This window comes from Arthrobacter sp. K410C (assembly GCF_059090105.1).
This window is the reverse complement of sequence record NZ_JBNHFJ010000002.1, coordinates 357,204-372,615: the sequence shown is the minus strand read 5'-3', so window position 1 is coordinate 372,615 and position 15,412 is coordinate 357,204. Positions and strand designations below refer to the sequence as shown.

At 67.2% G+C, this 15,412-nt stretch carries 16 protein-coding genes; 6 read left to right on the top strand and 10 right to left on the bottom strand.

Features of this window, described 5'->3' with window-relative positions; all coding sequences use genetic code 11:
• Positions 1 to 3 precede the first annotated feature (3 nt).
• Both pheT and pheS read right to left on the bottom strand, forming a co-directional pair.
• The gene (gene pheT / locus AC5RU7_RS06660; RefSeq protein ID WP_494010395.1) at positions 4 to 2,547 is read right to left on the bottom strand and encodes a phenylalanine--tRNA ligase subunit beta; all 2,544 of its coding nucleotides are present in this window, start codon (positions 2,545 to 2,547) and stop codon (positions 4 to 6) included.
• A gap of 2 nt (positions 2,548 to 2,549) precedes the next feature.
• Positions 2,550 to 3,611, bottom strand: coding sequence for a phenylalanine--tRNA ligase subunit alpha (pheS, locus tag AC5RU7_RS06655; protein WP_009358627.1), 1,062 nt, complete (start codon positions 3,609 to 3,611; stop codon positions 2,550 to 2,552).
• 198 nt (positions 3,612 to 3,809) lie between these two features.
• Here pheS and AC5RU7_RS06650 point away from each other — a divergent pair, with 198 nt between their 5' ends.
• From AC5RU7_RS06650 to AC5RU7_RS06640, 3 genes are read left to right on the top strand one after another with little or no spacing between them, the layout of a single operon-like run.
• Complete coding sequence (locus AC5RU7_RS06650) at positions 3,810 to 4,304, top strand: hypothetical protein (RefSeq protein WP_494051598.1); 495 nt, start codon at positions 3,810 to 3,812, stop codon at positions 4,302 to 4,304.
• Entirely contained in the window at positions 4,301 to 4,981 is a 681-nt protein-coding gene (locus tag AC5RU7_RS06645) for an SIMPL domain-containing protein (RefSeq protein ID WP_494051597.1), read from the top strand. Before AC5RU7_RS06650 ends, AC5RU7_RS06645 begins: the two co-directional genes overlap by 4 nt.
• A gap of 46 nt (positions 4,982 to 5,027) precedes the next feature.
• On the top strand, positions 5,028 to 6,134 hold the full coding sequence (locus tag AC5RU7_RS06640) for an Rv2578c family radical SAM protein (RefSeq protein WP_494051596.1): 1,107 nt from the start codon (positions 5,028 to 5,030) through the stop codon (positions 6,132 to 6,134).
• A gap of 70 nt (positions 6,135 to 6,204) precedes the next feature.
• On the opposite strand, the gene AC5RU7_RS06635 is transcribed toward AC5RU7_RS06640, so the two are convergent.
• Entirely contained in the window at positions 6,205 to 6,654 is a 450-nt protein-coding gene (locus tag AC5RU7_RS06635; RefSeq protein ID WP_494051595.1) for a (deoxy)nucleoside triphosphate pyrophosphohydrolase, read from the bottom strand.
• 164 nt (positions 6,655 to 6,818) lie between these two features.
• Between AC5RU7_RS06635 and AC5RU7_RS06630 the strand changes: the two genes are divergently transcribed.
• Complete coding sequence (locus tag AC5RU7_RS06630) at positions 6,819 to 8,027, top strand: MFS transporter (RefSeq protein WP_494051594.1); 1,209 nt, start codon at positions 6,819 to 6,821, stop codon at positions 8,025 to 8,027.
• A gap of 231 nt (positions 8,028 to 8,258) precedes the next feature.
• On the top strand, positions 8,259 to 8,534 hold the full coding sequence (locus AC5RU7_RS06625; protein WP_258805493.1) for a GlsB/YeaQ/YmgE family stress response membrane protein: 276 nt from the start codon (positions 8,259 to 8,261) through the stop codon (positions 8,532 to 8,534).
• A 112-nt stretch (positions 8,535 to 8,646) separates the two neighbouring features.
• Here AC5RU7_RS06625 and AC5RU7_RS06620 read toward each other — a convergent pair whose 3' ends face one another.
• From AC5RU7_RS06620 to infC, 4 genes are all read right to left on the bottom strand, one after another.
• On the bottom strand, positions 8,647 to 9,555 hold the full coding sequence (locus AC5RU7_RS06620; RefSeq protein ID WP_494051593.1) for a TrmH family RNA methyltransferase: 909 nt from the start codon (positions 9,553 to 9,555) through the stop codon (positions 8,647 to 8,649).
• 61 nt (positions 9,556 to 9,616) lie between these two features.
• The gene (gene rplT / locus AC5RU7_RS06615; protein ID WP_009358634.1) at positions 9,617 to 10,009 is read right to left on the bottom strand and encodes a 50S ribosomal protein L20; all 393 of its coding nucleotides are present in this window, start codon (positions 10,007 to 10,009) and stop codon (positions 9,617 to 9,619) included.
• Between the two features lie 115 nt (positions 10,010 to 10,124).
• Positions 10,125 to 10,319 (bottom strand): 50S ribosomal protein L35, encoded by a 195-nt coding sequence (gene rpmI, locus AC5RU7_RS06610; protein WP_009358635.1) that lies wholly within the window; start codon positions 10,317 to 10,319, stop codon positions 10,125 to 10,127.
• Positions 10,320 to 10,439: 120 nt separating this feature from the next.
• Positions 10,440 to 11,447, bottom strand: coding sequence for a translation initiation factor IF-3 (gene infC, locus AC5RU7_RS06605; protein WP_494051592.1), 1,008 nt, complete (start codon positions 11,445 to 11,447; stop codon positions 10,440 to 10,442).
• Positions 11,448 to 11,835: 388 nt separating this feature from the next.
• Here infC and AC5RU7_RS06600 point away from each other — a divergent pair, with 388 nt between their 5' ends.
• Entirely contained in the window at positions 11,836 to 12,222 is a 387-nt protein-coding gene (locus AC5RU7_RS06600; protein ID WP_009358637.1) for a DUF1844 domain-containing protein, read from the top strand.
• 156 nt (positions 12,223 to 12,378) lie between these two features.
• On the opposite strand, the gene AC5RU7_RS06595 is transcribed toward AC5RU7_RS06600, so the two are convergent.
• The 3 genes from AC5RU7_RS06595 to priA are packed head-to-tail and all read right to left on the bottom strand — an operon-like array spanning position 12,379 to position 15,388.
• Entirely contained in the window at positions 12,379 to 13,680 is a 1,302-nt protein-coding gene (locus AC5RU7_RS06595) for an MFS transporter (RefSeq protein WP_494051591.1), read from the bottom strand.
• A 56-nt stretch (positions 13,681 to 13,736) separates the two neighbouring features.
• Positions 13,737 to 14,615, bottom strand: a complete 879-nt coding sequence (locus AC5RU7_RS06590) for an SseB family protein (RefSeq protein ID WP_494051590.1) — start codon at positions 14,613 to 14,615, stop codon at positions 13,737 to 13,739.
• Positions 14,616 to 14,641: 26 nt separating this feature from the next.
• Positions 14,642 to 15,388 carry a bifunctional 1-(5-phosphoribosyl)-5-((5-phosphoribosylamino)methylideneamino)imidazole-4-carboxamide isomerase/phosphoribosylanthranilate isomerase PriA gene (gene priA / locus AC5RU7_RS06585; protein ID WP_494051589.1) on the bottom strand — a complete coding sequence of 249 codons (747 nt, stop codon included), beginning with the start codon at positions 15,386 to 15,388 and terminating at the stop codon, positions 14,642 to 14,644.
• Positions 15,389 to 15,412 lie beyond the last annotated feature (24 nt).

The following is a 15,412-nucleotide window of genomic DNA, read 5'->3' as shown; positions in this document are numbered from 1 at the left end:
CCGTTAGCGCTGCACTGCCCCGAACCGTTCCGCGGCGAGGGCCACTGCACTTTCGCGCGCAGCCGACGCTTCGTCGGCCGTCAGGGTCCGGTCCGCGGCGCGGAAGCGCAGCCCGAAGGCCAGCGACTTCTTGCCGTCCTCGATCCCCTTGCCTGCATAGACGTCAAAGAGTGCAACGTCCTCCAGCAGTTCGCCGGCTCCCTCGCGGAGCGCAGCCAGCACGTCGTCCGCAGGGACATCGGCGGGCACCACGAGCGCCACGTCCTGGGTGGCCACAGGGAACGGGGAAATGTGGCGGGCAACGATGACATCCGGCGCGGCCTCGAACAGCGCGTCGGCGTTGAGTTCCAGGGCCACGGACCGCGCGGGCATGTCCGCGGCAGCAAGCAGCTTGGGGTGCAGCTCGCCCGCGTAGCCCACCACTTCGCCGCTGCGCAGCGACAGCCGTGCAGCACGGCCCGGGTGGAACGCCTGGTGGCTGCCCTGCGTCACCACCAGCTCGACGCCGAGCACGTCACCGGCCAGGCGGGCGACGTCCAGCGCATCCGCCCAGTCCCAGGCCCGGGGTGCGTGGGCGGCTGCTGCCGGCGAATCGTGCCCGGTGAGGACCGCGGCGACGTGGAACGGCTGGGCCGGAACGCCGTCGTACAGCGCATCCAGCACCTCATCGGCGGGCTTGGCGCCCAGCGGCGGGATGGAGGGGGTGCCCACCGTCCCGCCGGGCAGGAAGACCAGGCCGGACTCGAACAGCGCCAGGTCCCGGAAGCCGCGCGAATGGTTGCGCTTGGCCACCTCGATCAGTCCCGGCAGGATGGAAGTGCGCAGGTAGCCCTGCTCCTCGCTGATCGGGTTGGCCAGCTTCACCGCGCTGCGGGCAGCACCTTCCTCGGCCACACCGAAAGTGTCGTTGGCTGCCTTGGAGACGAACGGGTAGGACAGCACCTCGGTGAGCCCGGCGTCCGCCAGCGCCTGGATAAGGCGGCGGCGCTGCTGCTGCACCCGGGTCAGGCCGCGGCCCGGAGGGGCCACGGGCAGGGTGGCAGGGATCTTGTCGTAACCCACCAGCCGGGCAATCTCCTCGGAAAGGTCTTCCTTGGTCTCCAGGTCGTGGCGCCAGCTCGGGGCAGTCACGGTCCAGCCGCCGTCGTTCTTCACGACGGCCGCGCCCAGGTCCTCCAGGGACGTGACGATCTGTTCCTCGGTGAAGTCGATGCCGATCCGGGCCGCGGCAAAGCCTGCCGGCAGCTCGATGGTTACGGTGTCCGGGGCGGTCCCCACGTCCGTGCCGGTCGTGTCCGCCGTGCCGCCGGCAAGCTCCACCAGGAGGTCCACCACACGCTGGGCGGCCACACCGGCCACCTGCCAGTCGACGCCGCGCTCGAACCGCTTGGACGCTTCGGACGGCAGCTTGTGGCGGCGCCGGGACCGGGAGATGGACACCTCGTCGAAGTGCGCGGCCTCCACCAGGATGTTCGACGTCGAATCGCCCACCTCGGTTGCCGCCCCGCCCATCACGCCGGCGATGCCGATGGCACCCGAGTCGTCGGTGATGAGCAGGTCCTCGGCGTCGAGGGTGCGCTCCTTGTCATCCAGGGTGGTGATCTTTTCGCCGGCGGCGGCGCGCCGCACCACGATGTCCCCGGAGAGCTTGTCCAGGTCGTAGCAGTGCGTGGGCTGGCCCAGTTCGAGCATGACGTAGTTGGAGATGTCTACCGGCAGCGAGATGGAGCGGATGCCGGCCAGCCGCAGCCGGGACACCATCCACGGCGGGGTGGGGCGGGTGGCGTCCACGCCTCGGACGGTGCGTGCCACGAAGCGGTCGCAGCCGGGCTTGCCGTAGATGGGTGCGTCGTCGTTGAGTTTGACGCCGTAGCCGCCGGAGAGCTCCGCCGGGACCTGGACCTTCGCCGCAGGATCGGTAAAGGCGGTGCCGGTGGCGTGCGCGTACTCGCGGGCGACGCCCCGGATGGAGAAGGCGTAGCCGCGGTCCGGGGTGACGTTGATTTCGGCGGCCTGGTCGTAGAGGCCCAGGAGCTCCATGGCGTCGGTGCCGACCTCGGGATCCAGGCCGATGCGGGACAGCACCAGGATGCCGTCGTGGTCCTCGCCGATGCCCAGTTCCCGCACCGAGGCAATCATGCCGGCGGACAGGTGGCCGTAGGTCTTCCGGGCGGAGATCTGGAAGTTGCCGGGCAGCACGGCGCCTGGAAGGGTGACCACAACCTTGTCGCCTTCAACGAAGTTGTGGGCGCCGCAGATGATTCCCTGCACGCCGGACGGGTCGATGCCCTTGCCGGTGAGCTTCTGCTCCTGCCCTTCCGGGACAACCCGGACCTGGCACCAGTTGATGGTCTTGCCGTTGGTCTGCGGTTCCTTGACCAGGCTCAGGACCTGGCCCACCACGATGGGGCCCTGCAGGGCATCGGTGGGACGGTGCACGTCCTCTTCTTCGAACCCGACCTTGACCAGCTCGGCCATAACGTCTTCAGCCGTTGCTCCGGCCGGTACCTCTGCGAATTCACGCAGCCAGGAAAGTGGGATACGCACTGTTAGATCTCCATCCCGAAGTGCTCGCTGAAACGTACATCGCCTTCGATCATGTCGCGCATGTCGCCCACCTCGTTACGGAACATGAGGGTGCGCTCGATGCCCATGCCGAAGGCAAAACCTGAATAGACGTCCGGGTCGATGCCCGCGGCGCGGAGCACGTTGGGGTTGACCATGCCGCAGCCGCCCCATTCGATCCAGCGCGGGCCGCCCTTGGCGCCGGGGTGGAAGATGTCCAGCTCGGCGGACGGCTCGGTGAACGGGAAGTAATTGGGACGCAGCCGGATCTGGGCCTCGTCACCGAACATCTGGCGGGCGAAGTGCTCCAGCGTGCCGCGGAGGTCGGCCATGCTGAGGTTCCTGTCGATAGCCAGGCCCTCGAACTGATGGAACACCGGGGTGTGGGTGGCATCCAGTTCGTCAGTCCGGAACACCTTGCCCGGGCAGAGCACATAGATGGGCACCTCGCGCTCCAGCATGGAGCGCACCTGTACCGGCGAGGTATGCGTGCGCATCAGGAGGTGGGCTTCGGGAGGCTCCACGAAGAAGGTGTCCTGCATTTCACGCGCCGGGTGGTCCGGCTTGAAGTTCAGGGCATCGAAGTTGAACCATTCCGACTCGACTTCCGGGCCCTCGGCGATTTCCCAGCCCATGCCCACGAAAATGTCCGCCACGCGGTCCTGAAGCGTGGACAGCGGGTGCCGGGCACCGGCGCGACGACGGCGCGGAGCCGCCGTGACGTCCACGGTCTCCTCGAGGAGGATCCGCGCATCGTTTTCCGCTTCCAGCACGGCCGTGCGGTCGGCGAGCGCCTTGTTGACCCGTCCGCGGGACGCGCCCATCAATTTACCGGCGAGCGCCTTCTGGTCTTTCGGCAGCTTGCCGATCTCACGGTTGGCAAGGCTAAGCGGGGACTTCTCCCCCGTGTGCGCGAGCCTCACCGCCTTCAGCTCGTCAAGGGTGGCCGCACCGGCAATGGCGGTGATGGCCTGGTCTACAGCGGCGTTGATGGCGGCTTCATCCGTGGGGTTCGGTGCAGCGGCGCCCGGCAAAGTTTCAGTCATCTACTGTTCTTAGCTACGAGTCGTGGCTGCCGGCGAGCAGAGCACCCTGCCCGGTTTCCCGGCGGCGCGTCCGTCACTGGCAGGTCATGGATGAATGCCCTCAAATTCAGTTCATTCAATGACCAGGTCAGGGCCCGCCGGAGAAACCGGCAGGCACTGCCCTCCAGTCTAATTGAACCCTCCGGCTACCATGGCCTCATGACACTGCGGCGGCGCCCGGGATCCCTACCGCCCCTGACCGCTGCCCAGCGGCTGCGGCGGGCAGTCAACCTGGCCAACGGCAGCACTGTCCTGGGACTCGCGGTTGCCGCCGTTGCGCGTATACGGCCTGTCGCCGGACCGCGCGGACTGGTGCTGGCCGGCGGATACCGCTGGCGCCTGCCCTTCGCCCGCGCCTTCACCCTTGGCAACGTGGTGCTGTGCCGCGGCCCGGCCGAGGACCTGCTGTCCATGCCCGGGTTGCTGGGCCACGAGGAGCGGCACTGCACGCAGTACGCCTGGTGCGGTGGCGTTCCTTTCCTTCCCCTGTATCTTCTGGCCGCGGGCTGGTCCGTCCTGCGGACCGGGAATCCGGGGACCGCGAACCTCTTCGAGCGGCACGCGGGACTGGCCGCCGGCGGCTACCCGTCCCGCGCCTCCACCCGGCCCGGCTTGCAGCACAGGACCGCGGGCCACCGGGAAGCAGGGGCGTGACCGTGGGCGCCGCGGACAGCCTGGAACAGAAGGGCCCTGCCGGCACTGTCACGGTGACAGGAACCGGGCGGGCGGAAGCAGCCCCTGACCTGACGCTCGTTACCCTGGGCGTGGAAACCCGGGCCGCTTCGGTCGACGCCGCCTATTCCGGTGCGGGCGAAGCCCTGGCATCGGTTACCGAAGCCCTCCGCGCCCGTGGCGTGGCGGCGGCGGACATCCAAACCACCGGCCTGAATGTGCGGGCGGACTACGTGTGGCGCGAGGGCGAAGGGCAGCAGGTGACAGGCTATGCGGCCTCCAGCTCGCTTGCTGTCCGGCTGCGGGATGCCGCCGCCGTGTCCGCGCTCATCGCCGAAGCTGTCAGGGCAGGCGGCAACGACGTGCGCCTCAACAACCTTCAACTCACCCTTGCCGATGATTCGGCGGCCAGGGAGCGCGCCCGGGCGGCCGCCTGGGAAGACGCGCTGCGTGCTGCGCGCCAGTTCGCCGGCCTGGCCTCAGCCAGGCTGGGCCGTGTGCTGTCCGTGACCGAACACGCCCCCGGACAGGTACCGATTCCCCTGGCAGGCTTCCAGCGCGCCAGCGCGGCCGAGGCCATCGCGGTGGAGCCCGGAACAAACCGGCTGGAAACGGCGGTAACGGTGGCCTGGGAACTGGAAAGTTTGCCGCCCGCCTAGATCCGCCGGCCTTGACATTTATTCGAACATGTTTTCGAATAGGGCTATGAGATGGGACGCCCAAGCACTGGTTCCGGCCCCGGCCGCGGAAGCCGGCGGTCCGGGTCCCGCCCTCCTCCCGCTGGCGGGGCTGGTCCGCTCGGTCACCACCCCGGAATTCGCCGGGATCACCTTCCATGAGGTCACTGCAAAATCGGTGCTCAACAGGGTTCCGGCAGGTTCACGCATGCCGTTTGAATGGACGGTAAACCCTTACCGCGGCTGCAGCCATGCGTGCGTGTACTGCTTCGCGCGCAAGAGCCACACCTACCTGGACTTCGACGCCGGCCTGGACTTTGACAGCCAGGTGGTGGTCAAGGTGAACGCGGCTGAGGTCCTTCGCAAGGAACTGGCCAAACCGTCGTGGACACGGCAGCAGGTGGCGCTGGGCACCAACACGGACCCCTACCAGCGGGCCGAGGGACGGTACAAGCTCCTGCCCGGCATCATCTCCGCACTTGCCGATTCAGGCACTCCCCTGTCCATCCTCACCAAGGGCACGTTGCTGGCGCGGGATATCCCGCTGCTGAAAAGTGCCGCCACCCAGGTTCCGGTGGGGCTCGGAATTTCGCTGGCCATGACCAACGAGGCCCTTTCCGAAGCGATCGAGCCGGGAACCCCGGGGCCGCGTGCACGGCTCAAGCTGGTGAGCCGTCTTCGCGAGGCCGGCCTTCCCTGCGGGGTGATGGCCATGCCTATCCTTCCCTGGCTTTCGGACAGCGACGAAGCGCTGGACGCGCTCTTCGCCTCGCTGGCGGCGGCAGGCGCAACGGGCGTGACGGCCGGAGCCCTGTACTTGAAGCCCGGTACCCGAGAATGGTTCCTGAAGTGGCTTGCCGCAAACCATCCCGAACTGGTGACCCGCTACCGTCAGCTGTACGGCGCCGGATCCTATGCCTCCAAGGAGTACCGGGGCTGGCTTGCCGCCAAGGTCCGCTATTTCAAGGCCAGGCACGGGTTCACGCATTCCTCCGGATTCAGCCACCGGGACCTGGACGATCCCCGTGGAGAGGAAGCGGAGTATCCGGCAGGCATCATTCCGGAAGCTTCAGGAAGCCCGGCGGCGGGACCCGTCCGGCCCGGCGGACAAGCCGGGCAGCCAACCCTTTTCTAGGCCTGCCCAATCCCCGGGTGCCGCGCGTTTCCCGGTGTTGCACAAGTTGGCGGCCCAGAGTGTGCGCGTGCTAGTTCCGGCTCCCGCCGGCAGGCACTGACACCTTGTCGAGCAGCGCGCGGACAATCGGGAAGTCCGCGGGGATCCAGGGCAGGCCAAGCACGGCGGCAGGATCGGCAAGCGGTACCCAGCGAAGTTCATCGTGGTCTTCCAGGGGCCGGGGTTCTCCACGGGTGACCTCCGCGAACCACACCCGCATGGCGGCGCGCTCATTCAGCGGCCAGCCGCCGGTATCTGCGGCGGGCAACTCGTTGCCCAGCCTGACCCCCACGCCCAGCTCCTCGAGCAGTTCCCGCACGAGTGCCGTCTCGGCGTCCTCGCCCGGCTCCACCTTGCCGCCGGGGAATTCCCACATGCCCGCAAGGCTTTCGGGCGCGCTTCGCCGCGCCACCAGCAGCATCGCCGGTTCAGCCAGGCTGTCCACGATGGCTCCGCCCACAACCCGTATCAGTTCAGTCACCGCCCCATTCTATGGGGGACAATGGGAGCACCCGGAGTCCCTCCCTGCCGGGACGGGGAATACAGCTTCCCCCTCCAGGGTTTCCGCCTTCGGACCCCGTCCTTCCCGCCCCACCGCCGTGGCAGCACCAGTTCCGTCAGCAACCCCTTTCGAAAAGCAGGCATATGAGCAGCGCCCTCTCCACGTCCACGGCAGCCCCCACCACCTCCCCCAACCTGGCCATGGCCATCATTGCCCTTGCCATGGGCGGCGTGGGCATCGGCGTCACCGAATTCACCATGATGGGCCTGCTGAAGGAAGTGGAACAGGGCCTGGGCATCAGCACCCCCGAGGCCGGGCACCTCATCTCCGCCTACGCGCTGGGCGTGGTGGTGGGGGCGCCCCTGCTCGCCGCCGTGGGTGCCAGGCTTCCTCGCAAGCATCTTGCCCTCGGCCTGATGCTGTTCTTCACCGTGGCGAACCTGACCTCCTTCCTGGCACCGGACTACGGGACCATGCTGGTGTCCCGCTTCGCTGCCGGCCTGCCCCATGGCGCCTTTTTCGGCGTGGCGGCGGTCATCGCCGCCTCCCTGGTTCCGCCCACCAGGCGCGGCTGGGCCATCTCCATGGTGATGGCGGGGTTGAGCATTTCCAATGTGGTTGGCGTGCCGTTCGCCACCTGGTTGGGCCAGACCTACGGCTGGCGGCTGCTCTTTGTCCTGGTGGGCTTCATCGGGCTGCTGACGTTGGCCCTGATGTGGCGCTTCGTCCCGTTCCAAGCCGCCCACCCCGACGCGAGTATCATCCGGGAACTCGGTGCGCTGAAGCGGCTCCAGGTGTGGCTGGCCATCCTGATTGGTGTGGTGGGATTCGGCGGCTTCTTTGCCACCTACACGTACATTGCGCACACCATGACCCTGGTTGCCGGGATCCCGTCCTCCCTGATTCCCTTGGTGGTGGCGCTCTACGGGCTTGGCATGGTGGCTGGAAACATCGTGGGCGGGCGGATCGCTGACAAGTCGGTCATGGGAACCCTCTACAAGGTGCTGCCCGCCATCTCAGTGGCACTGGTGGTCTATGCGGTGGCCGCACACTGGCCTTGGTCGGCCTTTGCCATGGTGTTCGTGGTGGGCGCGTCCGGGTCCATGCTGATCCCCGCCCTGCAGACCCGGCTGCTGGACGCATCCCCGGATGCCCCCTCGCTGGCGTCGTCCCTGAACCACGCCGCCCTGAACGTCGCCAATGCCCTGGGTGCCTTCCTGGGCGGACTGGTCATCGCGCTGGGCTGGGGCTACGTGGCACCGGCCCTGGTTGGTGCCGTCCTCGCCATCCTGGGACTCGGCGTCGCCATTCTCAGCGGCATGCTGGAACGCCGGAAGCCCTTGCCTGCCTGAGCCCCGGCCGTAACCGAAAGGGAACTCCCCACAATCCTGGCCCCACTGGCAAGGTCACGGAACAGCCTCCACCCCGTGCCCCATGAACGGGCTCCAATGGACTCCCGGCGCCCGTAGGGCAGATTCAAGCGGGCGCCGGAAGTGGCCCTAATCCTGCTGACATCAAGGGGCCGTTATGTTAGCTTGAGGCTCATCGGGACGATTAAATCCCGGTAACCGTAAGGAGGAGACATGGGTTTTCTTGCTTGGATTATTCTCGGCCTCATCGTAGGTGCCATCGTCAAGGCGGTCATGCCCGGACGGGTCGGCGGCGGTTGGGTCACCAGCCTGGTACTGGGCGTTGTGGGCGCCATCGTTGGCGGCTGGATCGGCAGCCTCGTGTTCAACCGGGGCGATCTGGCCTTCTTTGACCTCGGCACCTGGATTCTCGCTATCGTCGGCGGCCTTGTTGTTGCCGGCATCTACGGGGCCATCACCGGACGCGGGAAGGCCACCCGCGCACCCTGATGCGTCCCGTCAAGTGAAGTTCATTGGCACCAAGGGCCCCGGACGTTTCCGGGGCCTTTACTTGTGCCCGGCATGCCCCCAAAGCACCAGGATCAGGTGGGGACCCCGAACGTCAGGTGGTGACTGCGGCCGGCTGCTGTGAACGCGCACTCGCGTAGAGGCACACTGTGGCGGCGGTGCCCAGGTTAAGGCTTTCCGCAGCACCGTAAACGGGAACGGCAACCCGGTGGTCAGCCAGTGCCAGCTCGTCCGGGGAGAGTCCCTGCGCTTCGTTGCCGAACAACCAGGCGGTGGGTGCAGCAAGGTCGTACGCGGATTCCGGACCGGCACCGGTAAGCCTGCGCCTGGCGTTCTCGTCCTGCAGCGCGTCCAGGTTCAGAGTGCCATAACCGTCAGCAGCCAGGATGCCGATCCCCCTGGCCTTGCAGGCCGCAGCAACTGCTGCAGCATCCGCCCCCAGCACCACCGGCAGATGGAACAGGGAACCGGCTGTCGAGCGGACGGCCTTGGGATTGTAGATGTCCACGCTGGAAGCGGTGAGGACAACTGCGTCGGCACCGGCCGAGTCGGCCGCCCGCAGGACTGTTCCAGCGTTCCCCGGGTCGCGGACCTGGCAGAGCACGGCGATCAGGCGGGGCCCGGCGTCGAGCACGTCTTCCAGTGCCACGTCCAGGAAGCGGCACACGGCGATGATGCCCTGCGGGTTGACAGTGTCCGCCATCGCGGCAAGGACCTCGTCCGTGGCGAGACGGGCGTTGGTTCCCGCGGCCAGCTCCTCGAATTCCGGAAAGCGGTCCAGACATGCCTCGCTGGCGAACACCTCGGAGACCACGCCAGGGGCTCCTGCGGCAAGGCGCTCCTGGTGCAGTTTCAACGCCTCGCGCACGGCCTGCGGCCCCTCGGCCAGGAAGTGCCCACGCTTTAAACGGGCCGGGCGCCCTGCAAGCTTTGCCACGTCCCTGACCCGATCAGCTCGGGGGTTGGACAGTGGAAAGTCTTGCGGGCGCCCGGTTTTGTTCATAGAAGAACTCTAGTGGCTGCTGCCACCGGTTCCTGAACTGCCCCTGAGGCGGGGAGGACTGCTACTTAGCAGCAACAACCTTCTTGGCGGAGGTGTCGGCCGGCAGCGAGTCCTTGGCGACCTGGACCAGCGCAGCGAAAGCGTTGGCGTCGGAGACAGCCAGCTCTGCAAGCATGCGGCGATCAACCTCAACCTCAGCAGCCTTCAGGCCCTGGATCAGGCGGTTGTAGGTCAGGCCGTTCGCACGGGAGGCAGCGTTGATGCGCTGGATCCAGAGGCGGCGGAAGTCGCCCTTCTTCTTCTTGCGGTCGCCGTAGCTGTACACAAACGAGTGCAGCAGCTGCTCTTTGGCCTTGCGGTAGAGGCGCGACCGCTGTCCGCGGTAGCCCTTCGCCCGTTCAAGGACAACCCGGCGCTTCTTGTGGGCGTTGACCGCCCTCTTCACACGTGCCACGTGCGTACTCCTTCAAAATCTGATCCCAAGCATCTACTGCCGGAGTTCCGGCGGCCTGAGAAGGCTTTTTTACAGGTGGCCGGCACCAGTCAGTGCCAGCCAAAGAACTTGGAAATTAGATGCCGAGCATCTTCCGGATGACCTTGGCGTCACCCTTGAAGACGATCTTGTCGCCGGCAAGGCGGCGGGTCAGACGGCTGGACTTGTGCTCCAGGTAGTGGCGGCGGTTAGCCTGCTGGCGGCGCAGCTTGCCGCTGCCGGTCAGCTTGAAGCGCTTCTTAGCACCACTGTGGGTCTTCATCTTCGGCATGGGAACCGATCTCCTTACGTTTCCGCAGGCTATGCCTGCAGCTCTATCACGCAGCCGCCCTGTGAAGGGCGGCATGCTGGTTGGTGTCGGCCGTCGGGCGGAACCTACGGCAGCTGTGAACTAAGTGGTCTTCTTGCCAGCCGGCTTCGGCACTGCCTTGGGGGCAGGGCGTGCAGCAGGCTTCGGCGCCGCAGGCCTGGCCACCGGCTTCGGCGGCGCAGGAACAGCTGCCGGTTTGGGAGCCGCAGCCGCCGGAGCAGCCTCAGACTTTTCCGTTGCTGCCGGCTTGGGAGCCGGCACGGCAGCCTTGGGGGCTTCCCGCTTCGGAGCCTCCTGCTTGGGGGCTTCCTGCTTCGGAGCCTCCTGCTTGGGGGCCTCCTGCTTGGGGGCCTCCTCCTGGGGTGCTTCCGGAGTTTCCGCGGGTGCTTCGGCTGCGGCTGCAGGCTCGACGGCGGGGGCCAGCGTCTGCTCCGGAGCTTCGGCGGGTGCTTCCGCTTCAGTCGACGTCGTGAAACCTTCAGGCAGCAGGTCGGCCAGTGACTGCGTCATGGGTGCCTGGTCCTGGCCGGAAACGTCGATCCGGCCGGCTGCCTTGGCTTCGTTCTGCGCCTTCGCTTCCGCACGCTGCGTTGCGCGGCGCGCCTCGGCCTTGGCTTCAGCCTTGTTCTTCAGCGGGCCGACCACCATGACCATGTTCCGGCCGTCGATGCGGGGGCTGGACTCGACTACGCCGACCTCGGCGACGTCGTCGGCAAAGCGCTGGAGCAGGCGGATACCCATTTCCGGGCGCTGCTGCTCGCGGCCACGGAACTGAATCATGGCTTTGACCTTGTCCCCGGCACCGAGGAAGCGCAATGCGTGTCCGCGCTTGGTCTCGTAGTCGTGGGTGTCGATCTTCAGGCGGAAACGGATTTCCTTCAGAACGGTGTTCGTCTGGTTCTTCCGGGCTTCACGTGCCTTGACCGCGGCCTCGTACTTGTACTTGCCGAAGTCCATCAGCTTGCACACCGGAGGCTTCGCCTGAGGTGCAACTTCAACGAGATCAAGGTCGGACTCGGCAGCCAGACGCAGGGCATCCTCGATACGGACGATGCCTACCTGTTCACCTGCAGGGCCGACCAGCCGCACCTCGGGGACGCGGATACGCTCATTGATTCTTGGCTCGCTAATGTTAAAGCTCCTGTTTTTGTTGTGGAATCCGGCAAATAGAGAAGGCCCCCAATTGCCGGAGCAATCGAAGGCCTCTTGGCGGCTGGTACATGCAAGCCCCACAAGGGGACCGCATGCATGGTTCCGGCGTCCACCGGGGCCATGCCCAACCAGTACCCGGCAACCTTGAGTTCCGGAAGTGTTCTGGTGAACCTTTGGAACAGCGGCTGACGCGGGTGGGAGAGAACTCCGCTTGCAAACTGCATGCCATTCTACAGAAAAAATTCCCGTCAGCGCCGGAAAGCGCCGGTGGGAACCTGGTCTTTGAAATAACGACATCCAGTTGGTCTGTGTCAAGCTTACCAGTATGAGCACGCCAGACAGTAATTCATACGTTTTCGACTCCGCCGGCTCCGGCGCCGATGTCTCCCAACAGATCCGGGATATTTCCGAAGTGCCGGCCATCGAGGTCATCACCACCGCCGCTGTCCACCTGATGAGCGCCGCCGCGGTCAAGCTTGGCCTTGCCGCCGAGGAAAACGCCGCGGAGCTGAAGGACCTGGACGAGGCGCGCAAGCTGATCACTGCCCTGGCGGGCCTGGTGACTGCCGCTGCACCGGAGATCGGTTCGCAGCACGCAGGACCCTTGCGCGACGGGCTGCGCTCGCTCCAGCTTGCTTTCCGCGAAGAGTCCCTGATCCCGGATGCCCCGGGCAAGGGTCCGGGCGAGAAGTACACGGGGGCCGTCAACTAAGGCAGCACACTCCCGGCAAACCGCGACGGCGGGCCGACCTTCCGGGGCCGGCCCGCCGTCGTCGTTCCCAGGAGTTTTCGTCCAGATAAGTCGACCTGCAGGCCCCGGAAATCACCATATCTGGACAAAAACCCGGGGGGAGAAATAGGGGGCGGCTCAGGCCGCAGCCTTCCGGCGGCGCAGCTGGAGGACCAGGCCCACCAGGCAGAGGACCACGCCGGCGACTCCCACGGACACGAAGCCGCCGGAGGAGCCCATAACGTCGATGAACACCCCGGCGAGCGGCGAGCCGAGCGCGACGCCCGCGGTGAGGGCTGAGCCGTACCAGCCCATTGCCTCGCCGCGGCGTTCCTCGGAAACGAGGTCCGCCACCTTCTCCGAGGCCGCGGACAGCACCGGAGCGCACAGAAGCCCCGGCAGGACGGACAGCAGTGCCAGCGTCCAGGTGTCCGAGGCAAACCCCATGGGGATGGTGAGGGCGGCCATGCCGAGCAGCAGGAGGATCGGTGGCACCGGCCGGTGCATGGCACCGTACAACAGCCCTCCCACCACCGAGGCCGCGCACCAGAACAGGAAGACGATGCCGATCTCGCTCTGCCGGCCCCCTGTTTCCAGGGCTGCCACGATGCCGACGTCGGTGCCGCTGAGGACCATTCCGGCGCCCGCGGCGACGGCGAAAAGCGCAGCCACGGTTGCCGTGAACCAGGCGAAGTTGTGGCTGACCTTGCCGCGGAGGCCGGACGGCGCCCGCGAGGCGGCAGGACCCAGTTCGGCGGCCGCTTCCTGCAGGTGGGCCGGGGCAGCGGCCACCATGGCAGCCTCTGCTGCATGGCGCTGGTCAGCCTCGCTCTCTTCCTTTTGTCCTGGTGCCTGTTCCGGGCTGCGGGTGGGCGGGTTGAACCAGATCAGGAAAAGCCCCGCCAGCGACGTCGCCAGGCCCACGACCGTCAGGCCGGCCGTGGTGAAGCCGCCGGTGGCGACCACCGCACCGGCGGCCGGTCCAATCATGAACACCATTTCGGTGGTGATCGCGTCAAGGGCGTAGGCGGTTCGCCGCTGGTCGCCGTCGGCCAGCACGCCGAGGGACTGGCGCACCACGCTGAAGATGGGAAGGGTCAGCAGGCCGCCCACGAAGACCAGCGGGAGGAGCCACTGGTAGGACACGTGAGGGACGATGGACCAGATCACTGCCTCGGAGATGACGGACGGGACCAGAGCTTTACGCAGCCCGGCGGTGTCCACCCTGCGGCCACGCCAAGGGGCGCCCAGGGCGATTCCGATGGTCATGACCGCGGCCGCGGCACCGGCGGCAGCGTACCCCTGCCCGAGCGTCAGGACGATATGGAGGGTCAGCAGCACGCCGGCGGCCGAGTGGGGTATCCGGGCAATCATGCCCACGAGGAGCAGCCTCCGGATGGGCCGGACGGCCAGCAGCTCCCGGTAGAGGGCGAAATTCACGAGGTGGTCCTTACGTCTGCCGCAGCGGACCGGGGATCATCCCGCCTGGCTGCCGGCTACTCTGCTGCGCGCCGCAGCTTGATCTCGATTGAGTCGACGCGCTCCCCAAACAATACATTCCGCGACCACTCCGCCTGGAGTCCGGCCACCAGCTGCTGGACGCCGGCAGCGTCAAGGCCGTCTTCGAGGTAGAGGACCACCTGCAGTTCGGGTCCGGCTCCGCCGCCCGGAATGGCTGTCCCGTCAGCCGCTCGCGCCGCCACTCCCCTGCCGGGCAGCAATTCGATCCGGCGGACTGCAGGGAAGCTGCCTGCCGCCCGTCCCATTTCTTCGGCAAGGCCCGCGTCCAGGTACGAGGGAACCCAGTCCTGCTGCTGGGCAAGGGCCCAGACTGCGGGCCGGCGGACCACGAAAGTTACGTCGGCGCCCGGGTCCAGCACCAGGAGTTCCGCGCCCTCGGCCACTGCGGACAGTGCCGCACGAGCGGCATAGACGGCGACGGGGCGGGCCTCGGGGTGCCAGGCGGAAAGCGCCGCGGCCGACGTAAAGGCGGGCATGGCGGTCCTGCCGTCCGCGGCTTTCAGCGTGACCAGGGCCATGTCCGCCTGCTTGTCGGCCTGCAGGCCATGGGACGACTCTTCCTCTTCGGCCAGCTGGGCCACGATGGGGATGAAGACGCGTGCCGTGGCGAGGGATGCGACGACGGACGATTCGCTGCCCGTGCCTGCCCGGAGGTCGGCCACCGCGGTGAGGTAGCCGGCGTCGGCCGTTCCGTCGTCGTCCTCGAAGTTGTGGATCTTCGCGTCGTCACCGGCGAGGCTGCGGCCGGCCCACGGCCTGCCTGCCGAATCCGTTGCTCCCCCGGCGCCCGCCAGCGCGGCAGCAATGTGCCCGGGCAGTTGGCGTGGCGGGGGTGTCCCTGGTTCGCTGGCCATACGGCTGCTTCCGTGCTGTCCGCGGCCTAGCGGCGGCCGGCGACGTCGAGGGCTTCGGGCAGCGTGAAGGCGCCCGCGTAGAGTGCCTTGCCCACAATGGCGCCTTCGACGCCGAGGGGAACCAGGGAGCGCAGCACCTTCAGGTCGTCCAGGCTGGAGATGCCGCCGGAGGCCACCACAGGCTTCCCCGTCTTCTCCACCATCTGGCGCAGCAGTTCCACGTTGGGGCCCTGCAGCGTTCCATCCTTGGTGACGTCCGTGACGACATACCTTGCGCAGCCGGCGTCCTCGAGCCGGTCCAGGACCTCCCAGAGGTCCCCGCCTTCCTTGGTCCAGCCACGCCCTGCGAGGGTGGTTCCGCGGACGTCAAGGCCGACGGCGATCTTGTCGCCGAAGCGCTCAATGACCCGCCGGGTCCATTCAGGATTTTCCAGCGCGGCGGTGCCGAGGTTGACGCGGGCTACGCCGAGGCCAAGGGCGGCCTCAAGGGATTCGTCGTCGCGCAGACCGCCGGAGAGTTCCACCTTGATGTCCAGCCGGCCTACCACTTCCCGCAGCAGCTCGGCGTTGGACCCCCGGCCAAAGGCCGCGTCCAGGTCCACCAGGTGCACCCATTCGGCACCCTGCTGCTGCCAGTTGGTGGCGGCCTCCAGCGGTGTGCCGTAACTCGTCTCGCTGCCCGCTTCCCCCTGGACCAGCCGGACGGCCTGCCCGTTCACGACGTCGACGGCGGGCAGCAGTTCAAGGACCGGCAGATCGTTTGCGGTGGTCATGTTCTTCCTCAGGGTTGGGTGCGG